General features: G+C 41.9%; 15 protein-coding genes. 13 read left to right on the top strand and 2 right to left on the bottom strand.

Annotated features, from left to right (window positions below; translation table 11 throughout):
• Positions 1-14 precede the first annotated feature (14 nt).
• From bshA to QM454_RS13985, 13 genes are all read left to right on the top strand, one after another.
• The gene (bshA, locus tag QM454_RS14045; protein WP_432359032.1) at positions 15-1,148 is read left to right on the top strand and encodes an N-acetyl-alpha-D-glucosaminyl L-malate synthase BshA; all 1,134 of its coding nucleotides are present in this window, start codon (positions 15-17) and stop codon (positions 1,146-1,148) included.
• Entirely contained in the window at positions 1,145-2,335 is a 1,191-nt protein-coding gene (locus tag QM454_RS14040) for a CCA tRNA nucleotidyltransferase (protein WP_432359030.1), read from the top strand. The genes bshA and QM454_RS14040 overlap by 4 nt, the downstream gene beginning before the upstream one ends.
• Positions 2,313-3,296 carry a biotin--[acetyl-CoA-carboxylase] ligase gene (locus QM454_RS14035; RefSeq protein WP_432359029.1) on the top strand — a complete coding sequence of 328 codons (984 nt, stop codon included), beginning with the start codon at positions 2,313-2,315 and terminating at the stop codon, positions 3,294-3,296. Before QM454_RS14040 ends, QM454_RS14035 begins: the two co-directional genes overlap by 23 nt.
• A gap of 238 nt (positions 3,297-3,534) precedes the next feature.
• Positions 3,535-4,380, top strand: coding sequence for a 3-methyl-2-oxobutanoate hydroxymethyltransferase (gene panB, locus QM454_RS14030; RefSeq protein ID WP_432359027.1), 846 nt, complete (start codon positions 3,535-3,537; stop codon positions 4,378-4,380).
• Entirely contained in the window at positions 4,370-5,269 is a 900-nt protein-coding gene (panC, locus tag QM454_RS14025; RefSeq protein WP_432359026.1) for a pantoate--beta-alanine ligase, read from the top strand. Before panB ends, panC begins: the two co-directional genes overlap by 11 nt.
• On the top strand, positions 5,244-5,624 hold the full coding sequence (gene panD / locus QM454_RS14020) for an aspartate 1-decarboxylase (protein WP_432359024.1): 381 nt from the start codon (positions 5,244-5,246) through the stop codon (positions 5,622-5,624). Before panC ends, panD begins: the two co-directional genes overlap by 26 nt.
• Before the next feature lie 137 nt (positions 5,625-5,761).
• Positions 5,762-8,539, top strand: a complete 2,778-nt coding sequence (dinG, locus tag QM454_RS14015; RefSeq protein ID WP_432359022.1) for an ATP-dependent DNA helicase DinG — start codon at positions 5,762-5,764, stop codon at positions 8,537-8,539.
• 69 nt (positions 8,540-8,608) lie between these two features.
• On the top strand, positions 8,609-9,088 hold the full coding sequence (locus QM454_RS14010; protein WP_432359020.1) for a DUF5590 domain-containing protein: 480 nt from the start codon (positions 8,609-8,611) through the stop codon (positions 9,086-9,088).
• 37 nt (positions 9,089-9,125) lie between these two features.
• Positions 9,126-10,319, top strand: coding sequence for a pyridoxal phosphate-dependent aminotransferase (locus tag QM454_RS14005; RefSeq protein WP_432359019.1), 1,194 nt, complete (start codon positions 9,126-9,128; stop codon positions 10,317-10,319).
• 24 nt (positions 10,320-10,343) lie between these two features.
• Entirely contained in the window at positions 10,344-11,639 is a 1,296-nt protein-coding gene (gene asnS, locus QM454_RS14000) for an asparagine--tRNA ligase (protein WP_432359017.1), read from the top strand.
• A 32-nt stretch (positions 11,640-11,671) separates the two neighbouring features.
• Positions 11,672-12,379 carry a DnaD domain protein gene (locus QM454_RS13995; RefSeq protein WP_432359015.1) on the top strand — a complete coding sequence of 236 codons (708 nt, stop codon included), beginning with the start codon at positions 11,672-11,674 and terminating at the stop codon, positions 12,377-12,379.
• 10 nt (positions 12,380-12,389) lie between these two features.
• Entirely contained in the window at positions 12,390-13,040 is a 651-nt protein-coding gene (gene nth, locus QM454_RS13990; protein ID WP_432359013.1) for an endonuclease III, read from the top strand.
• Positions 13,033-13,371, top strand: coding sequence for a YpoC family protein (locus QM454_RS13985; RefSeq protein WP_432359012.1), 339 nt, complete (start codon positions 13,033-13,035; stop codon positions 13,369-13,371). Before nth ends, QM454_RS13985 begins: the two co-directional genes overlap by 8 nt.
• 41 nt (positions 13,372-13,412) lie before the next feature.
• Here QM454_RS13985 and QM454_RS13980 read toward each other — a convergent pair whose 3' ends face one another.
• Both QM454_RS13980 and recU read right to left on the bottom strand, forming a co-directional pair.
• Positions 13,413-16,025: a PBP1A family penicillin-binding protein gene (locus QM454_RS13980; RefSeq protein WP_432359010.1), complete on the bottom strand. Its 2,613-nt coding sequence runs from the start codon at positions 16,023-16,025 to the stop codon at positions 13,413-13,415.
• Positions 16,018-16,662: a Holliday junction resolvase RecU gene (gene recU / locus QM454_RS13975; RefSeq protein WP_432359008.1), complete on the bottom strand. Its 645-nt coding sequence runs from the start codon at positions 16,660-16,662 to the stop codon at positions 16,018-16,020. Before recU ends, QM454_RS13980 begins: the two co-directional genes overlap by 8 nt.
• Positions 16,663-16,751: the final 89 nt, after the last annotated feature.

The raw sequence follows: 16,751 nt of genomic DNA, 5'->3' as shown, positions 1-16,751 counted from the left end.
AGAGGGGGTAGTGTATGAGAAAGTTAAAAGTTGGTATTATTTGCTATCCGACAATAGGGGGATCAGGAGTTGTCGCTACAGAACTCGGATTAAAAATGGCTGAAAAGGGACATGAGATGCATTTTATTACGTCGAGTAGGCCTTTTCGCATCCCTGATGTCCATCCAAATATTCAATTTCACGAAGTGAAAATTGATGGTTATGCCGTTTTCAGATATCCGCCGTATGATATCGCTTTAGCAAATCGGATTGCTCAAGTAATTGAAGAGGAAAAGCTTGATTTATTACATGTCCATTATGCAGTTCCTCATGCAGTATCCGCGGCACTTGGAAAGGATATGGCAAATTCTACTATTGGTATCATTACGACATTACATGGGACGGACGTAACAATTCTTGGCCAAGATGAAGCGTTAAAAAACACAGTCCGTTATGGAATTCATAAATCTAATCTGACGACAGCCGTTTCTGAATCACTTAGACAAGATACACTTTCATTAATTAATCCAGACAAAGAGATAATAACTATATATAATTTCATCGATGAAGAGAAATACAAGCCGGTTGATCCGGGTTCCTTGAAAAGTGAATTGGGGATTCAGAAAGAGGAAAAGGTCATCATTCATATTTCAAACTTCCGTAGTGTGAAGCGGGTTCATGATATTATTGACAGCTTTAAAATTATTAGAAAAGATATCGATTCGAAATTATTATTAGTCGGAGCAGGTCCTAAAAAAATTGAAATGATGGAAAAGGTAAAGCAAGAAGGTTTGGAAGGAGATGTCATCTTTACAGGGAAGCGAGATGACCTTCCGGAGCTATTAGCAATTAGCGATCTCATGTTCTTGTTGTCAGAAAAAGAAGCTTTCGGTCTCGTGTTGCTAGAAGCATTTTCTTGCGGCGTGCCTGCTATAGCAACTAATATCGGTGGGATTCCGGAAGTCATTGAGGACGGAAAGAACGGATTCCTCGTTGAACTTGGAGATATAGAAAATGCTGCTAAAAAAGCGAAGATACTATTTGAAGACCGAATCATGTTTGATAGATTCCGTGAAAATGCAATGCAGACTGTCCGTGAAAAATTCAATTCAGCTTCAATCGTTCATCAATATGAAGAGCTGTATTATAAAGTGGCAGGTTTAAAATGACGTTGAAATTTGGGACAGCGCCGAGTCGGAAAGTCGTCAAACAATTAGAAGATGCGGGATATGAGGCGGTATTTGTAGGTGGTTCAGTACGGGATCATTTGCTCGGCAAAGAAGCTTCAGATTTCGATATCGCTACGTCTGCCACGCCAGAGGAAGTAAAGCACGTATTCTCCCATACGATTGATGTTGGAATTGCACACGGGACTGTGATGGTCATCATGGACGAAGAACCGATTGAAGTGACAACGTATCGTACGGAAAGTACATATACCGATCATCGAAGACCCGATGAAGTGAAATTTGTCAGGTCTTTAGAAGATGATCTGCAACGCAGGGATTTCACGATGAACGCTTTAGCGTTAACTTTATCTGGTGAATTGATTGACCCGTTCGGAGGAACGATAGATCTTCAAAATAGAAAGATCCGGGCGGTAGGAAATGCAACAGATAGATTTCATGAGGATGCTTTACGTATGATCCGTGCAGTCCGATTCTCTTCTGTTTTAGGATTTGAAATTGAGGAATGGACCTTACAGGCAATTGAAGAAAATGCGGCCAGTGTTGCGCACGTTTCTGTAGAACGAATTAAAGCTGAGATGGATAAGTTATGGGTAGGTATTGATCCAAGCAAGGCGTTCGCGACGATAATTGACACTTGTTTAGCAGAGCATTTGCCATTATTTCCGGATGATGTCCAAGTATTATCTGCTTGTACCCCATTTGCAATAACAGAACAAGGTTGGTCTGCATTAATGCTAGCAGGACGTTTTTCAGCCGTAGATCTTGCAAGAGCATATAAGCTTTCTAACCGCGAGAAAAGTTTTTTGACAGACGTTCAAGCTGCATTTGACAGAAGACAGAACGGCAAATTTTCAATAGATGATTACTACCGATTCGCCGTTGAAGTGTTGATTGCTACGGAAAAAGTTTGGCAAGCGATTCATCCGACTGAACCTGGAATTCTTGTCGAGGAAATGATGCGAATGAAAGAAAGTTTGTCAATCCATTCTAAAAACGATCTAAAAGTCGATGGGAAAGACTTGATGACTTGGACAAACCAAAGAGGCGGCAAGTGGGTTGGCGACTGGATGGATAAAATCGAATATGCGGTGCTGCATCGTCATTGCCCGAATGATGCTGAACAGATAAAGGAATGGTTTCTTAATGAATATAAACGTCAAAGATGAATTGCTCAAAAGACTTTTTGAAGCTGACGGAAAGCCGGTTTCGGGGCAAGAGTTTGCGGACGAATTCGGTCTTTCAAGAACAGCAATTTGGAAGTACATTAAAGAATTTGAAGAAGAAGGCTATGAGATTTCTTCTATTAGGAAAAAAGGGTATGTGCTTATCGGATCTCCTGATCGTGTGAACGCTGCCAATATCCAGAAGTATTTACAGACGACGACGTATGGCAGGACAATTGATTATTACGAAAGCTGCAGTTCAACTCAAATTGTTGCCCACGATGCTGCTCAAGCTGGTGCTCCCGACGGAACACTTATTGTTTCCGAGGAGCAAACTGCTGGCAAAGGAAGGTTGTCCCGTCCATGGAATTCGACAGCTGAAAAAGGAATCTGGATGAGTTTAATTGTCCGACCGTCATTAATGCCTCAGCAAGCTCCGCAAATGACACTTGTTGCAGCAGTCGCGATCGTTAGGGCAATTGAAAATGTCACAGGTATTGAAGCGTCTATTAAATGGCCGAATGATATTTTGCTTAACGGAAGGAAAATGACGGGCATTCTAACTGAGCTTCAATCGGAACCGGATCGAGTAAAAGCGATTATTCTTGGTATCGGTATGAACGTTAACCAAGATGAAGAAGATTTTCCAGAGGAACTAAAAGAGATCGCTACTTCATTAAAGATCGAGGGCGGACAACAGATTGACCGAGCAAAATTAATTGCTGAAATCCTCGGTTTTATTGAATTGTATACAAAGATGTATGAAAAACATGGATTCGGGCCGATTAAATTGTTATGGGAAGGGTATTCGAACACTGCAGGAAAGCGGATTCGAGCCGTTATGTTAAATGAAACAATTGAGGGAACTGCGATAGGAATTTCAGAGGATGGTCTATTGGAGCTCCGGCTCGATGACGGGACGGTAAGAGGAATTTACTCGGCAGATATCGTTATAAAAGATTGAACTATACAAATCTTCATCGATTTGCTATAGTAATGGCGAAGGGCAGTATCTATCGGAATTGCACCTTCAATATTTAGAGTTACAGAAAATCCAATAAGTTCTGCCTTGATCTTGTAAAAGACAGGGACGGAGGAAACCAAAAATCGTAATTACACAATCCTTCTGCCCTTTTTTAGGTCGGAAGGGTTTTTAATTTTCGGTTTTCTCCATTTTGACAAACAAAAGGGAGAGGATACGGATGAAAAGTAGTACAGATTTCACGAAGATGAAACGCCAAGGAGAAAAGATTGTTATGTTAACCGCTTATGACCATCCATCCGCACAATTAGCGGAGGAGGCGGGGGTTGATGTGATTCTCGTAGGAGACTCACTTGGTATGGTCGTATTAGGGTACGATTCAACAGCTGCGGTAACAGTAGATGATATGATTCATCATGGAAAAGCGGTTAGGAGGGGAGCAAAGGATACATTTGTCGTCGTCGATATGCCTTTTGCTTCCTACCATGGTTCGAAAGACCGGACGCTAGAATCAGCAGCCCGCATTTTTCAGGAGACTGGCGCAAACGCATTGAAACTGGAAGGTGGAGGACGGGTGATTGACACAATCCGTTTATTGACGGAGACAGGAATTCCGGTCGTCGCTCATTTAGGACTCCTACCCCAATCTGCTGCTGTTGCAGGCGGGTACAAAGTACAAGGGAAGACTGCCGAAGCTGCTGAACAACTAATCCAAGATGCAATCGCTTGTGAAGTAGCAGGTGCTTGCATGATTGTCCTGGAATGCATTCCGTATCAATTGGCGGAGCAGGTTTCAAAAGTTGTTTCCATTCCAACGATTGGGATAGGGGCTGGGGCAGAGACGGACGGTCAAGTTCTCGTCTTCCATGATACTGTCAAATACGGAAATCACCATATTCCTAAATTTGTTGAAGCGTACGCTGACATTGGTACTGACATTAGAAAAGCTTTAGAAAAATACACATCGGCAGTTAAGACCGGCGAATTTCCAACCGAGGCACACCGTTTTACAATGAAAGAGGATGAATTGGTTGCACTATACGGAGGAATGCTCGATGACCGTTGAAAGTACGAACATCTTAGTAATATCAACAATTGAAGAGCTTCAAAAGAAATTGAATCGAAATGAGCGCAAAGGTGCTACGGTCGGTTTTGTCCCTACTATGGGCTATTTACACGAAGGACATTTATCTCTCGTGGAGCATGCAAAGGAACAAAACGACATCGTTGTTATGAGCATTTTTGTCAATCCAGCACAGTTTGGACCGGGCGAGGATTTCGAGTCCTATCCACGTGATACGGAAAGGGATCTTCGTCTTGCGAGTGAAGCAGGCGTCGATATTTTATTCATTCCTACGGTCGATGAAATGTATCCTACAAATAGTGGCATCCGAATTTTGCCGGGCAAACTAGCATGTGAACTTTGCGGTGCTTCAAGACCTGGACATTTCGACGGAGTACTCAAGGTTGTATTAAAGCTATTCAACATTGTTGACCCAGATCGTTCGTATTTTGGTGTGAAAGATGCTCAGCAATTGGCAATTATCGAGACGTTCGTCCATGACTTTAATTTACGAACAGCAATCGTTCGCGTTCCGATTGTAAGGGAAGACGACGGTTTGGCGAAAAGCTCGCGCAATGTGAATTTAACGACTGTGGAGCGTTCAGAAGCGCCTGTCATTTATAAGGCGTTGCAAATCGGAGCGGATATGTTCGGTAATGGCGCACATAGTGAGGAAATTGAACAGCAAGTTTCAGAATGGATTGTTTCCAATAGTTCAGGGAAGATTGATTATGTAAAAATGCTTGCATATCCTGGATTGGGGCCGATAACAGTAAATACAAATGAAGTTATTTTGGCATGTGCTGTCCAGTTCTCCTCAACAAGATTAATAGATAATATTATTATGTCAACTAAGGGTGGTTCTCATGTTTCGAATGATGATGAACAGTAAATTACATCGAGCTACGGTGACGGAAGCAAATTTAAATTATGTAGGAAGCATTACAATCGATAGTGATTTGCTCGATGCTGCAGGTATGTTGCCAAATGAGAAAGTCCATATTGTTAACAATAATAATGGGGCTCGTTTTGAGACGTATATTATTGCAGGAGAACGTGGAAGTGGAGTCATTTGCGTCAATGGTGCCGCAGCGAGATTGGTCCAAAAAGGCGATATTGTTATTATCATTTCTTATGTCTATGTATCGGAAGATGAGGCCCGTACTCATCAACCGACAGTTCTCCTCATGGATGAACAAAATGGCATAAAGGAACTAATTAAAGAAGCGCCGGGTGTCATTGCCTAATTGAATATTACGCCGATGAAGGATTGGGATTTTCCTTCATCGGCATTTTTTATTTCAATGAATACCTAAATGAGCAAACAAGCTGCGGAATATGATACAATCTGCTGTAGTATTCAATACAGGAAGTTGATGATTGAATGGAAAATCGTACATATGCAGTCGTTGACTTAGAAACGACTGGACACTCTCCTTCAAAGGGAGATCGGATCATACAAATCGCAATCGTCTTCATTGAAAATGGAACGATAACGCATAAATATGCTCGATTTGTCAATCCAAAACGTGAAATACCTGCCTTCATCCAACAGTTGACCGCGATTACAGATGAAGAAGTACTGTCCGCTCCAACATTCGAAGACATCGCTCATGAAGTCTCTGACATGTTGCAAGGGACAGTATTTGTTGCGCATAATACTGATTTTGATTTATCGTTTTTGCAAAGTGAATTCAAGCGATGCAATGTATCGAGATGGTCTGGAAAGAAAATTGACACTGTAGAGTTGTCTAAAATTCTTTTCCCATCTTCCTCGAGCTACCGTCTACAAGATTTAGCAGAGGAATTGGCTATTGAGTTGCCCGCTGCACATCGAGCGGATGACGATGCGCAAGCAACAGCGAATTTGCTACTAACTGCATTAACGAAGCTTCGGACTTTACCAGAAGAGACATTAAGTTTATTGCACCGGCGTTCATTCTCATTGCGCTCGGATATTTCGACACTTATTTACGAAGCGTTGAAGCATGTCCGGACAACTGCTAGCGGTAGGAAACTTCCGTTATTCAGAGGAATTCCATACCGTAATGTAAAAATACCAACGGAAGTCGTATCGACACGTTGTGAATACCCAATTGGGGAAGAGGAAAAAAGCAGACTGTTAAAAAAGGCATATCCTTCTTTCGACTACCGTAAACCCCAATTGGATTTTATGGATGCTGTATGGGAAACGCTCTCTTCACATTCTGAAGTCGTCGTCGAGGTTCCTACAGGTGTCGGAAAAACGGTTGGCTATTTGCTGCCGGCAGTCGTCCGTTCATTACAAACAGGAAAACCTGTCGTCATTAGTACGTTTACGAACCATCTCGTCGATATGATTTTGGAAAATGAAGTGAAGCGAATTCGGAAAATGTTAGACATCAAATGTATTGCGACGGTCCTAAAAGGACGGGAGCAATATATATCGCTCGGAAAGTTTGAGGAGTTATTAAGGATTACCGATGAATCGTATGATGAGACGTTTACGATTATGCAAATTCTTGTTTGGCTTACTGAAACAACTACCGGTGATGTCAATGAGTTAAATGTATCTGGTGGAGGGCAATTGTTTATCGACAGAATTCGCAAACGGAACAATCAGATGAAGGAAGATGAAAAATTGGCGGATTATCATCTTGGATTGATGGACGCTTGTCACCATTCCAATCTCATCATTACGAATCATTCTATGCTTTTGTCGGACTCAAAACGCGAACGAAAGATCTTTCAAAACATATCTGGCCTAATCATCGATGAAGCCCATCAATTCATACACACCGCTATGAATTCAAAGGAGACTGTCCTATCTTATATGAACTGGAAGTATGTCATGGGCCAGCTTAGCTCAGATGCGGAAGGTCAACTACTCCATCAAATGATGAAGCTTCATCGGAAGTATGGGAATTATGGGAACCAAGTGTTCGGGAAGCTTGCAGTTTCCTTTGAGCAATTTGCAAATGTGTTTGACGACATTGCTCTTCTATTGTCGAATCATCGGCCTCAAGTAAAAGGAGGACAGCAAGGGAATCGAGTAATTTTCGGTCTCGAGGAACTAGCCGGCAACGAATCCCTCTTTTCACAAATGGCAGAAAAAATGAACGGATATATAGAGCATGTGCAAACAATTAGTTCCCGTTTAGACGTGCAAAGCGAGAAAATGTCGCAAAAAGAACAGGCGTTTTTATCGGAATGGAATTACTGGCTGAGAGAATTGAAAATAAAAGCCGGCGAATGGGTTGAAATATTTTTGGACGATGAAACGGAAAATTTCACCGTTTGGATTGAAAAGGATAAGCGGAGCTTGCCTGGAAGTCTCAATGTCGTAAAAAGTCCAGTCGATGGATCGGCAATTACGAAGGAATTTATCCAAAGCCTTAAAGACGAAAAGGTTGGTATCGTCTGGACATCTGCCACGATGACAATTAACCAAGATAACCGTTTTGTTTCTAGGCAGTTAGGGATCGCTGATAGTGTACCTGTGAGGACTTTTGATGCACCAGCGCATTTTTATGACAATGCGGGAATATTCATCGTTGAAGATATGCCTTCGATTCAACATGTATCTCAAAGTGACTATATTGAAGCTGTTGCAGACGCTGTCGTTCAAACTGTCTTTGCAACAGGTGGCAGGCTTTTTGTCTTATTCACTTCACAGGATATGCTCCGGAAAACATACGAATTAATTTTAGAGAGTGAATTATTGAATGACTACGCGCTCATTGCACAAGGGGTTAGCTCAGGAAGTCGCATGAAACTGTTGAAATCGTTCCGCCAGTTCAGTAAGTCAATCCTATTTGGAACTAACAGTTTCTGGGAAGGTGTCGATGTGCCTGGTGAGGCATTGTCAGCTGTCATTATTGTTCGGTTGCCGTTTTCATCGCCTGATGATGTCGTCTTCAAGGCGAAAGCTACAAGACTTGCTGCGAGTGGATCAAATCCATTTACTGATTTATCGCTTCCAGAAGCAATATTAAGATTTCGGCAAGGTTTTGGACGTTTAATTCGTTCATCGGGAGAAAGAGGCTTTTTCATTATATTAGATAGACGAATTGACACAAAATCTTATGGGAAGCGCTTCTTAAATGCACTGCCTTCAGTTTCTGTAAAGAAAGTGTCATTGGAATCTATGGTGAATGAGCTCGAAGATTGTTATAATAAATAGGGAGTATTAAAAAAACAGGATGAGGAAGAATATCCAGTTTGCAGTTAAGTGTATAGGAAGTGATGATTTATGATGAATTGGTTTAAATTCATCGCAGTTTTCCTTTTAGCGTTATCACTTATCATCACTGTCATCGTTTTTTATAATGCCAATGAACCTTTTTCAATCGCTCGACAACAAGCAGAAGCGGATGCATTAAGGTCAGGAGCTCTAGAATCCATTGATCATACAGATTTTTACAATGGAGCCGTTTCGATGGTGACTGTTTTTGGCAAGGATAGCGAAGGTAATGAGAAAGCGGTCTTCGTTGAAGAGAAAACGGGGGCAATCCTTAATGAAGTCGCGATGAAAGATGGCATAGATGCCCAAACTGCAATCGAGACAGTTAAGGTAGAACTGTCAGTGGAAAAGATTCTTCACGTGACCCTTGGCTTGGAAGAAGGCCATCCTGTATGGGAAGTAGCATTTAAAAGTGAAAACGGAAAATTGAATTATGTGTATGTCTTTTTTGAGAACGGCAAATGGTGGAAAAGGATTTTGAATCTGTAATTTTTTCAACCATAGAGGACAAAAGGGAGCGATTCAGTTGACAAAGAAGTTAGCAACGAGGGTCAGTACATTATCACCATCCACAACCCTTGCCATTACTGCGAAAGCGAAAGCTATGAAGGAGTCAGGTATTGACGTTATCGGGTTAGGAGCAGGGGAACCGGATTACAATACACCTGAAAATATTTTGGAAGCAGCTACAAAATCGATGATTGAAGGCAAGACGAAATATACGCCCTCAGGTGGGCTTCCCGCATTAAAAGATTCCGTTATCGCTAAATTGAAAAAGGATCAGCAGTTGGAGTACTCTAGGCAGGAAATTATGATTGGTATCGGAGCGAAACACGTCTTATATACGTTGTTCCAAGTCTTACTTAACCCGGGCGATGAAGTAATCATTCCAACTCCATATTGGGTAAGTTATCCTGAACAAGTAAAATTGGCTGAAGGTGTTCCTGTGTTCGTCGAGGGAACATCAGAGTCCCAATTTAAAGTGACAGCTGATCAAATCCGCAATGCAATTACATCTAAAACGAAAGCGGTTATTATTAATTCTCCAGGAAATCCGACAGGTATGATCTATTCACAGGATGAACTTCAACAAATTGCGGAAGTTTGTCAAGAAAAGGATATTTGGATCGTTTCGGATGAAATCTATGAAAAACTGACATATGGCGGAGAGAAGCATATTTCGATAGCACAACTTTCGGATGATGCGAAAAAGCGGACGCTCATTATTAACGGGGTGTCTAAATCCCATTCAATGACAGGCTGGAGGATCGGGTATATCGCGGGTGACGAAGTAGTTATTAGCGCGATGACAAATTTGGCAAGCCATTCGACATCCAATCCAACAACGACTTCACAATATGCTGCAATTGAAGCGTATGATGGTCCTCAAGATGCAGTGGAAGATATGAGGAAGGACTTTGAGTCCAGACTTGAGCGTATTTACCCTCAACTCGCAGCTATTCCTGGCTTTACTGTCGTAAAACCGCAAGGCGCATTCTATTTATTGCCGGAAGTTACAGAGGCAGTAGAGAAAACAGGTTTTACAAATGTAGATGATTTTGCATCTGCGCTATTGACGGAAGCGAAGGTAGCCGTTATCCCTGGATCCGGCTTCGGATCACCTGAAACGATTCGATTGTCCTATGCGACATCAATTGACTTGCTTGAGGAAGCTGTGAAACGCATTCGCTCATTTGTAGAAGCTAACTGGAAAGAATAATAGTTATATTTCGCGGAGGTACTTATGAAAACAATTATGATTCATGAAATGCCAGATCACGTCGGCGAAACTGTCCGAATTGGGGCATGGCTATCGAATAAAAGGTCAAGCGGTAAAATCGCATTCTTACAACTGCGTGACGGATCCGGTTTTGTTCAAGGCGTTGTTGTCAAGGATGTTGTAGGTGACGAACTTTTTGCCAAAGCAAGGTCCATTCATCAGGAATCTTCACTGTATGTTACAGCAGAAGTGACGGAAGATGAGCGTTCTTCATTCGGAGTTGAACTACAAGTAAAAGATATTGAAATTATTCACGAAGCAGTTGATTATCCGATCACACCGAAGGAGCATGGAACTGAATTTTTAATGGATAACCGTCATTTATGGCTACGGTCCCGCAAGCAACATGCGATCATGAAAATTCGGAATGAAATTATTCGCTCAACATATGAGTTTTTCCATATGAATGGTTTTGTAAAAGTGGATCCACCTATTTTGACAGGCTCTTCACCGGAAGGAACTTCTGAACTTTTCCATACGAAATATTTCGATGAGGACGCTTATTTGTCTCAATCAGGGCAACTCTATTTAGAAGCGGCAGCAATGGCCCTAGGGAAAGTATTCTCATTTGGTCCGACATTCCGTGCGGAAAAATCGAAGACACGTCGCCACTTGATCGAGTTCTGGATGATTGAACCCGAAATGGCATTTGTTCAACATGAAGAAAGCTTGGAAATTCAAGAGCAGTACGTATCACATATTGTGCAATCTGTTTTGCAAAACTGCCCATTGGAACTTGAGAGGTTAGGCAGAGACCTTTCGAAATTGGAAAGAATTCAAGCTCCATTCCCGCGTATCACATACGATGATGCAATTAAGTTCCTTCACGAGAAAGGATTCGATGATATCGAATGGGGCGATGATTTCGGTGCACCGCATGAAACGGCAATTGCTGAAAGCTTTGATATGCCGGTATTTATTACACATTATCCGACTGGTATTAAACCGTTCTATATGCAGCCGCATCCGGATCGTGACGATGTCGTCCTTTGTGCAGATTTAATTGCACCAGAAGGCTATGGGGAGATTATCGGTGGTTCAGAACGCGTTTACGACTATGAATTGATGAAACAACGAATTCAAGAACATAATCTAGATGAGTCTGCTTATCAATGGTATTTGGAATTGAGTAAATACGGTGCTGTTCCACATTCCGGCTTCGGGCTTGGATTGGAACGGACGGTGGCGTGGATTTCAGGAGTAGAACACGTTCGTGAAACAATTCCGTTCCCGCGTCTCTTGAATCGACTTTATCCTTAATTTGCAGATTTTATAACAGTGAGGTGTTCGGCATGAAAGATGAAGAACGACTCCGCATTTGGATTGAGCAGGGGAATGTCACCATTCCCCAGCTCTTTTTTCAGCACTATAAAGTGTTGGAAATAAAAGATATTGATGCAGTACTTTTGATGCATATGTATGCATTTCAGGCGAGCGGTTCGCAATTTCCTACACCATCTGATCTAGCTAAACGCATGCATTTAACGGAGAATGAAGTGTCTGAAATCCTTCAACGTTTCATGCAACGTGGATTATTGAAAATCCAGCAAGGTGAGGATGAAAACGGGGTGCTTTACGAACAGTTTTCGCTACAGCCATTGTGGAATAGACTTTTGGATATAGTTCAGGCAGAACAGACCGTAGTGGAAGAGCAGAAGGACAAGGATGAAGAAGGTGAAATCTTTTCGTTATTTGAACAAGAGTTCGGCCGCCTTTTATCTCCAATGGAGTGCGAAACGATTACAATGTGGTTAGATGATGATGGACATACAGTCCAAATCATTAGGGCGGCATTGAAAGAGGCTGTCCTTGCCCAAAAGCTAAGTATGCGCTATATCGATCGGATTCTTTTTGAATGGAAGAAAAAAAGAGTTAAAACGTTGAGTGACGTGGAAAAGCAGTCCAAGTCATTTAGGACTTCAATGACGCGTCCAGTTCAACAAAAGGAAACCGTCGTCAAAAAGGTTCCATTTTATAATTGGTTGGAAGAACGGGAATAGGTGATTGCATATGTTGACGAAGAAACAATGGGAACAGTGCCTCGAGGAATTTGGCAAAATGTTTCCAGATGCGCATTGTGAGTTGGTGCACGATAATGCTTTCGAGCTGCTCATCGCCACATTGCTTTCCGCTCAATGTACGGATGTACTCGTGAACCGTGTAACTGCGGATTTATTCAAAAAGTATAAAAAGCCATCAGATTATTTAGAAGTTGATATTGAGGAACTTCAAAATGACATTCGTTCAATTGGCCTGTATCGGAATAAAGCGAAAAACATTCAAGCGTTAAGCGCACTTCTAATAGAAGAGTTTGCTGGAGAGGTGCCAGCTGATAGAGATTTGCTTACGACTTTACCTGGTGTTGGGCGAAAAACGGCGAATGTTGTTGTTTCAAACGCATTCGGTATTCCAGCGTTAGCTGTCGACACGCATGTTGAGCGTGTTGCTAAACGCCTTGGCATGAATCGATGGAAAGATTCACCTCTCATAGTGGAAGAAAAGATCATGCGATGGACGCCTAGAGAAAGATGGACAGATACGCATCATCAAATTATTTTCTTTGGACGCTATCATTGCAAAGCTCAAAATCCTGCTTGTGGCGAATGTCCGCTTCTTTCGTTGTGCAGGGAAGGAAAGAAACGGATGAAAGGCATTGCATAATTCCAAAATGGATAAGAAAGAGCTTTTATATTCCTACTGGAACAATTGGTTAGATATGAAAGAGAATGTAGAGGAAGCATATAAGCGGAATGATCCTGAAGTTGCGAGCATGATGGAAAAGGCAATTGAAAATTATGCGGACATGATTGAGTTATTTAGTTACGTTAATCCTAATGGCGACCGAATAATTCCAGTTGAACCATTAAATGGGGAAGAACGCTTGGAATTTATTCGTGAGAAATTAATGAAATATCATGCATATGTACAGTTGGATGCACTTTATACAGAGGTGCTGAAAAAAGCGGTTAGTCGGTTGGCAATGAAAAAATAAAACAGCAGGAAGGGATGTAAAAAATCCTTTCCTGCTGTTTTTTATCTTCCGTTGTTGCCGTTTCCGGTTCCATCTTCAGAACTATCATCTTCTCCAGTTCCGTTGTTTCCTGTTTCATCATTATAATTATCGGAACCGTCACCGGTCATATTGTCGGAATGTCCATTGTTTCCACTATTGTTATTGCCGTTGTTGCCGTTATTTCCATTGTTCCAATTTCCGTTATTCCAGTTTCCATTATTATCATATTCGCTTTCATCATCTAACCAAGGGTCATCATTTATCTGCCCCTCGATTAACAGTGAAGTGGAAGCTGGACTACTTTGGATGTCTCCTGAAATTGCTGAAACGTAGAAGACATACGTACGGCCGATTTCTACTTCTGAAAACGTTACGGCATGTTCAGAAGTCATTTTCATGCTCTGTGGTTCACTGCCGTCTACTGATACAGACACATTAAATTGGATTGGTTCCGGAAGTAAAAATGCATCTGGATTGTCGTACGACCAATTTAGTGACACTGAGTTCGTCTCTGCATCGTATTGCGCAGACAAGTCGCTCGGTGCTTCCAGTTCAGTAATATATTCTTTGTCCATTTCGGTTGGCACCGTTCCTCTTATGAATAGTTCTGTACTCTTTAACGCATCAGGTGTAGAATTGCTTGCCAAAATTGTCGGATTGGATCCTTTGACGATAACTGCCTCTTCAACAGAACTCGGTTGCTTGAATCGCGGCGTATTCTTTCCGGCTACTAAATCAGTCATTACCGACCTGAATAGAATTTGCGGTACATAGCGGCCTCGATCGTATGTTGTAATCGGGGTTTTAAAGTCTTTATAGCCACCCCAAACTGAAATTGTATATTCTGTCGTATAACCGGTGAACCAGCTATCAGGTACATCGGTATTTTTCATACCTTTTTCACTTTTCGTTTTCGCATCATAGTTTGTCGTACCCGTCTTTCCGGCCATATCTAATCCGGAAACACGCGCCGTTTTACCGGTTCCAAGTGTGATGACGTCACGTAAAATATCTGTCACCATATAGGCTGTTGAATCTTTCATAACCGTGACAGGGTCTTTTGCTAAATTGCGCTTCGAGCCATCACGGTAAATGATTTCCTTGACAGCGTGGGGTTCCGTGTAAATGCCTCCGTTGCCAAAAGGCGCATAAGCTCCGGCCATTTCAATTGTGGAAAATTCACCTTCTCCTCCGCCGATAGCAAGCGTGGAACTCATATCACCATATTTCAGCCCGAGTTTGCCTGCAAATTCACGGGCGCGTTTCGTTCCGACTTCCTCAAAAACTTTTACTGCCGGGATATTTCTGGAACGATACAATGCTTCCCTTGCCGAAATCGGACCAAGGTATTTCCCATCAACGTTACGTATTGATATATTTGTTCCTTTGTATTTATAAGGTTCGTCGTCAACAATATGTGCAGTCGACCAATTTTCATACTCAATAATTGGACCGTAAGATAGAATCGGTTTGATGACCGAGCCAGGTTGTCTGCGGTTGTCACTAGAAGCGAAGTTCAAATTCCGTCCAGTAAAGTTCCGTCCTCCGCCTATAGCGACGATTTCTCCAGTTTTTGTATTAAGGACCGTCATACCAGCTTGCATTTCATCAGACTCATAAATCGGCGAGTTAATTGCTTTTTCAACTGACTGTTGTGCAGCTGGGTCGAGTGCTGTTTGGATCGTTACGCCTTCTGAAAGAAGATCCATCATGCCGGCTGCTTCCAATTCATCCAATACGATATCGACATAAGCGAGATATTTTGCATCCTTGTTTTGTTGGCGTTGCTCTTCCGGAATGAGTGTTTTTGTAACAGGAATGGCTTTAGCCGTTTCCATCTCTTCCTTCGTTATTTTCCCATGTTTGTACATAAGGTTAAGAACAGTGTTTCGGCGTTTCTCGGCTCGCTCTGGATTTTTGAACGGGTTATAGCCGTTCGGGGATTGCGGCATTCCTGCTAACAATGCCATTTCATGCAATTCCAGTTCATCCAAGTCTTTGCCGTAAAATTCTTTTGCGGCAGTTCCAATCCCATAAATGTTACCCGACATGAGAATTTTATTGAAATACATTTCGAAGATTTGCTGTTTTGAATACTCATTTTCGAGTTTGAAAGCGAGCCACGCTTCTTGAGCTTTCCGCTTCAATGTCTTTTCATGGGAGAGGAATGAGTTTTTAATGACTTGCTGTGTTAGTGTTGAAGCTCCTTGTGATCCGAAGCCGCTTTGGAAGTTAGCGAGTACTGCACCGCCTAGCCTCCAGAAATCCATGCCGTGGTGTTTGTAGAAGCGAATGTCTTCGGTTGCGAGAACCGCATTTTCCATTTCTTCTGGAATTTGGTCGTATGGAACAAATTCTCGTTTTTCGGCTCCGAGTTTATAAAATACATTCCCATTGCGGTCGGCAATATTGGATGTGAGCGGGTCTTTTAATAGACTCTCATCGAGATCAGGCGCACTACTTGCGTAGTAAGCGAATAAGCTCGCTCCACCAACTAATATTGCTATACCGATGGCAATAATGCCTAGAATAATTTTCTTTAGTAGATTTCTACCATTTTTGTTGTTCCCGTTCCTTTTCTTCGCCTCCATCTGGCGGCGTCGTGCAGTCCGGGATTTTGTCTGATCACTCATATGTTTTCCTGCCTTTCAATCTTGTATCTACTTCGGGCTTTTGCAAAAGGGAATCCAGAGCAGCCAAATAATCTAGCCTTGGATTAAAGCCTGCGTACACTTCTATGGATATATCTTCCATTTCCTGAAGTGTAATAGATTTTCTTCCTCCCGCTATCATTCTTTCCCACTTTTCTTCAAAGTACTCGTAGGGGACGATAAAATAGCGCTCTAAACTTGCGAATTTCACTAACAGAAATGCGATGCCTTCTTGTTCGGTAACTTTTTTCATATGTTCGACCTGATGCTCATGGATATTTTGCAAAGGAAAAGATGTCGTATTTTTCGTTTCCTTTGCTTCAAAATCAATATATTTTCCTTTCCAAACGCCATTATAATCAGTTGTGGAAGGAGATCTGAAGTACGCTTCGGTTATGACAGCTGCGCTTCTGGCAGGATATTTTACGTGTACGATCTGGATTGGGACCGGCTTCTTATGGATGACAGCTTTATTATGGGACAAATAATATTCATTCGTTTCGTTCAACTCGTCCTCTAATGTTTTCCCGCGGTTGCTGAACGAGAGATTTTTATTTTCCACTCTGGCAGAGCGTTGTGCCGGAACATATTTTTTTCCGTTTGGATATCGAATTGTCATTCCTACCACCTCGCAATTCCTATCATACCATAATGATTGGACGGATTATCGCTCAAAAAGTTTCGTCAAAGTTGTTCATTAATATATAT

It is taken from the genome of Sporosarcina sp. UB5 (genome assembly GCF_050859005.1).
Lineage (GTDB): Bacteria > Bacillota > Bacilli > Bacillales_A > Planococcaceae > Sporosarcina.
The sequence above is the reverse complement of the archived record's forward strand: the minus strand, read 5'-3'. Positions and strand labels throughout refer to the sequence as shown.

Coding starts and splice junctions, on each gene's coding strand:
- QM454_RS13980 (WP_432359010.1), bottom strand. CDS start 16,025: ATGAGTGATCAGACAAAATCCCGGACTGCACGACGCCGCCAGATGGAG.
- QM454_RS13995 (WP_432359015.1), top strand. CDS start 11,672: ATGAAAGATGAAGAACGACTCCGCATTTGGATTGAGCAGGGGAATGTC.
- QM454_RS14010 (WP_432359020.1), top strand. CDS start 8,609: ATGATGAATTGGTTTAAATTCATCGCAGTTTTCCTTTTAGCGTTATCA.
- panB (WP_432359027.1), top strand. CDS start 3,535: ATGAAAAGTAGTACAGATTTCACGAAGATGAAACGCCAAGGAGAAAAG.
- dinG (WP_432359022.1), top strand. CDS start 5,762: ATGGAAAATCGTACATATGCAGTCGTTGACTTAGAAACGACTGGACAC.
- panC (WP_432359026.1), top strand. CDS start 4,370: ATGACCGTTGAAAGTACGAACATCTTAGTAATATCAACAATTGAAGAG.
- recU (WP_432359008.1), bottom strand. CDS start 16,662: ATGACAATTCGATATCCAAACGGAAAAAAATATGTTCCGGCACAACGC.
- bshA (WP_432359032.1), top strand. CDS start 15: ATGAGAAAGTTAAAAGTTGGTATTATTTGCTATCCGACAATAGGGGGA.
- QM454_RS14035 (WP_432359029.1), top strand. CDS start 2,313: ATGAATATAAACGTCAAAGATGAATTGCTCAAAAGACTTTTTGAAGCT.
- QM454_RS14040 (WP_432359030.1), top strand. CDS start 1,145: ATGACGTTGAAATTTGGGACAGCGCCGAGTCGGAAAGTCGTCAAACAA.
- panD (WP_432359024.1), top strand. CDS start 5,244: ATGTTTCGAATGATGATGAACAGTAAATTACATCGAGCTACGGTGACG.
- asnS (WP_432359017.1), top strand. CDS start 10,344: ATGAAAACAATTATGATTCATGAAATGCCAGATCACGTCGGCGAAACT.
- nth (WP_432359013.1), top strand. CDS start 12,390: ATGTTGACGAAGAAACAATGGGAACAGTGCCTCGAGGAATTTGGCAAA.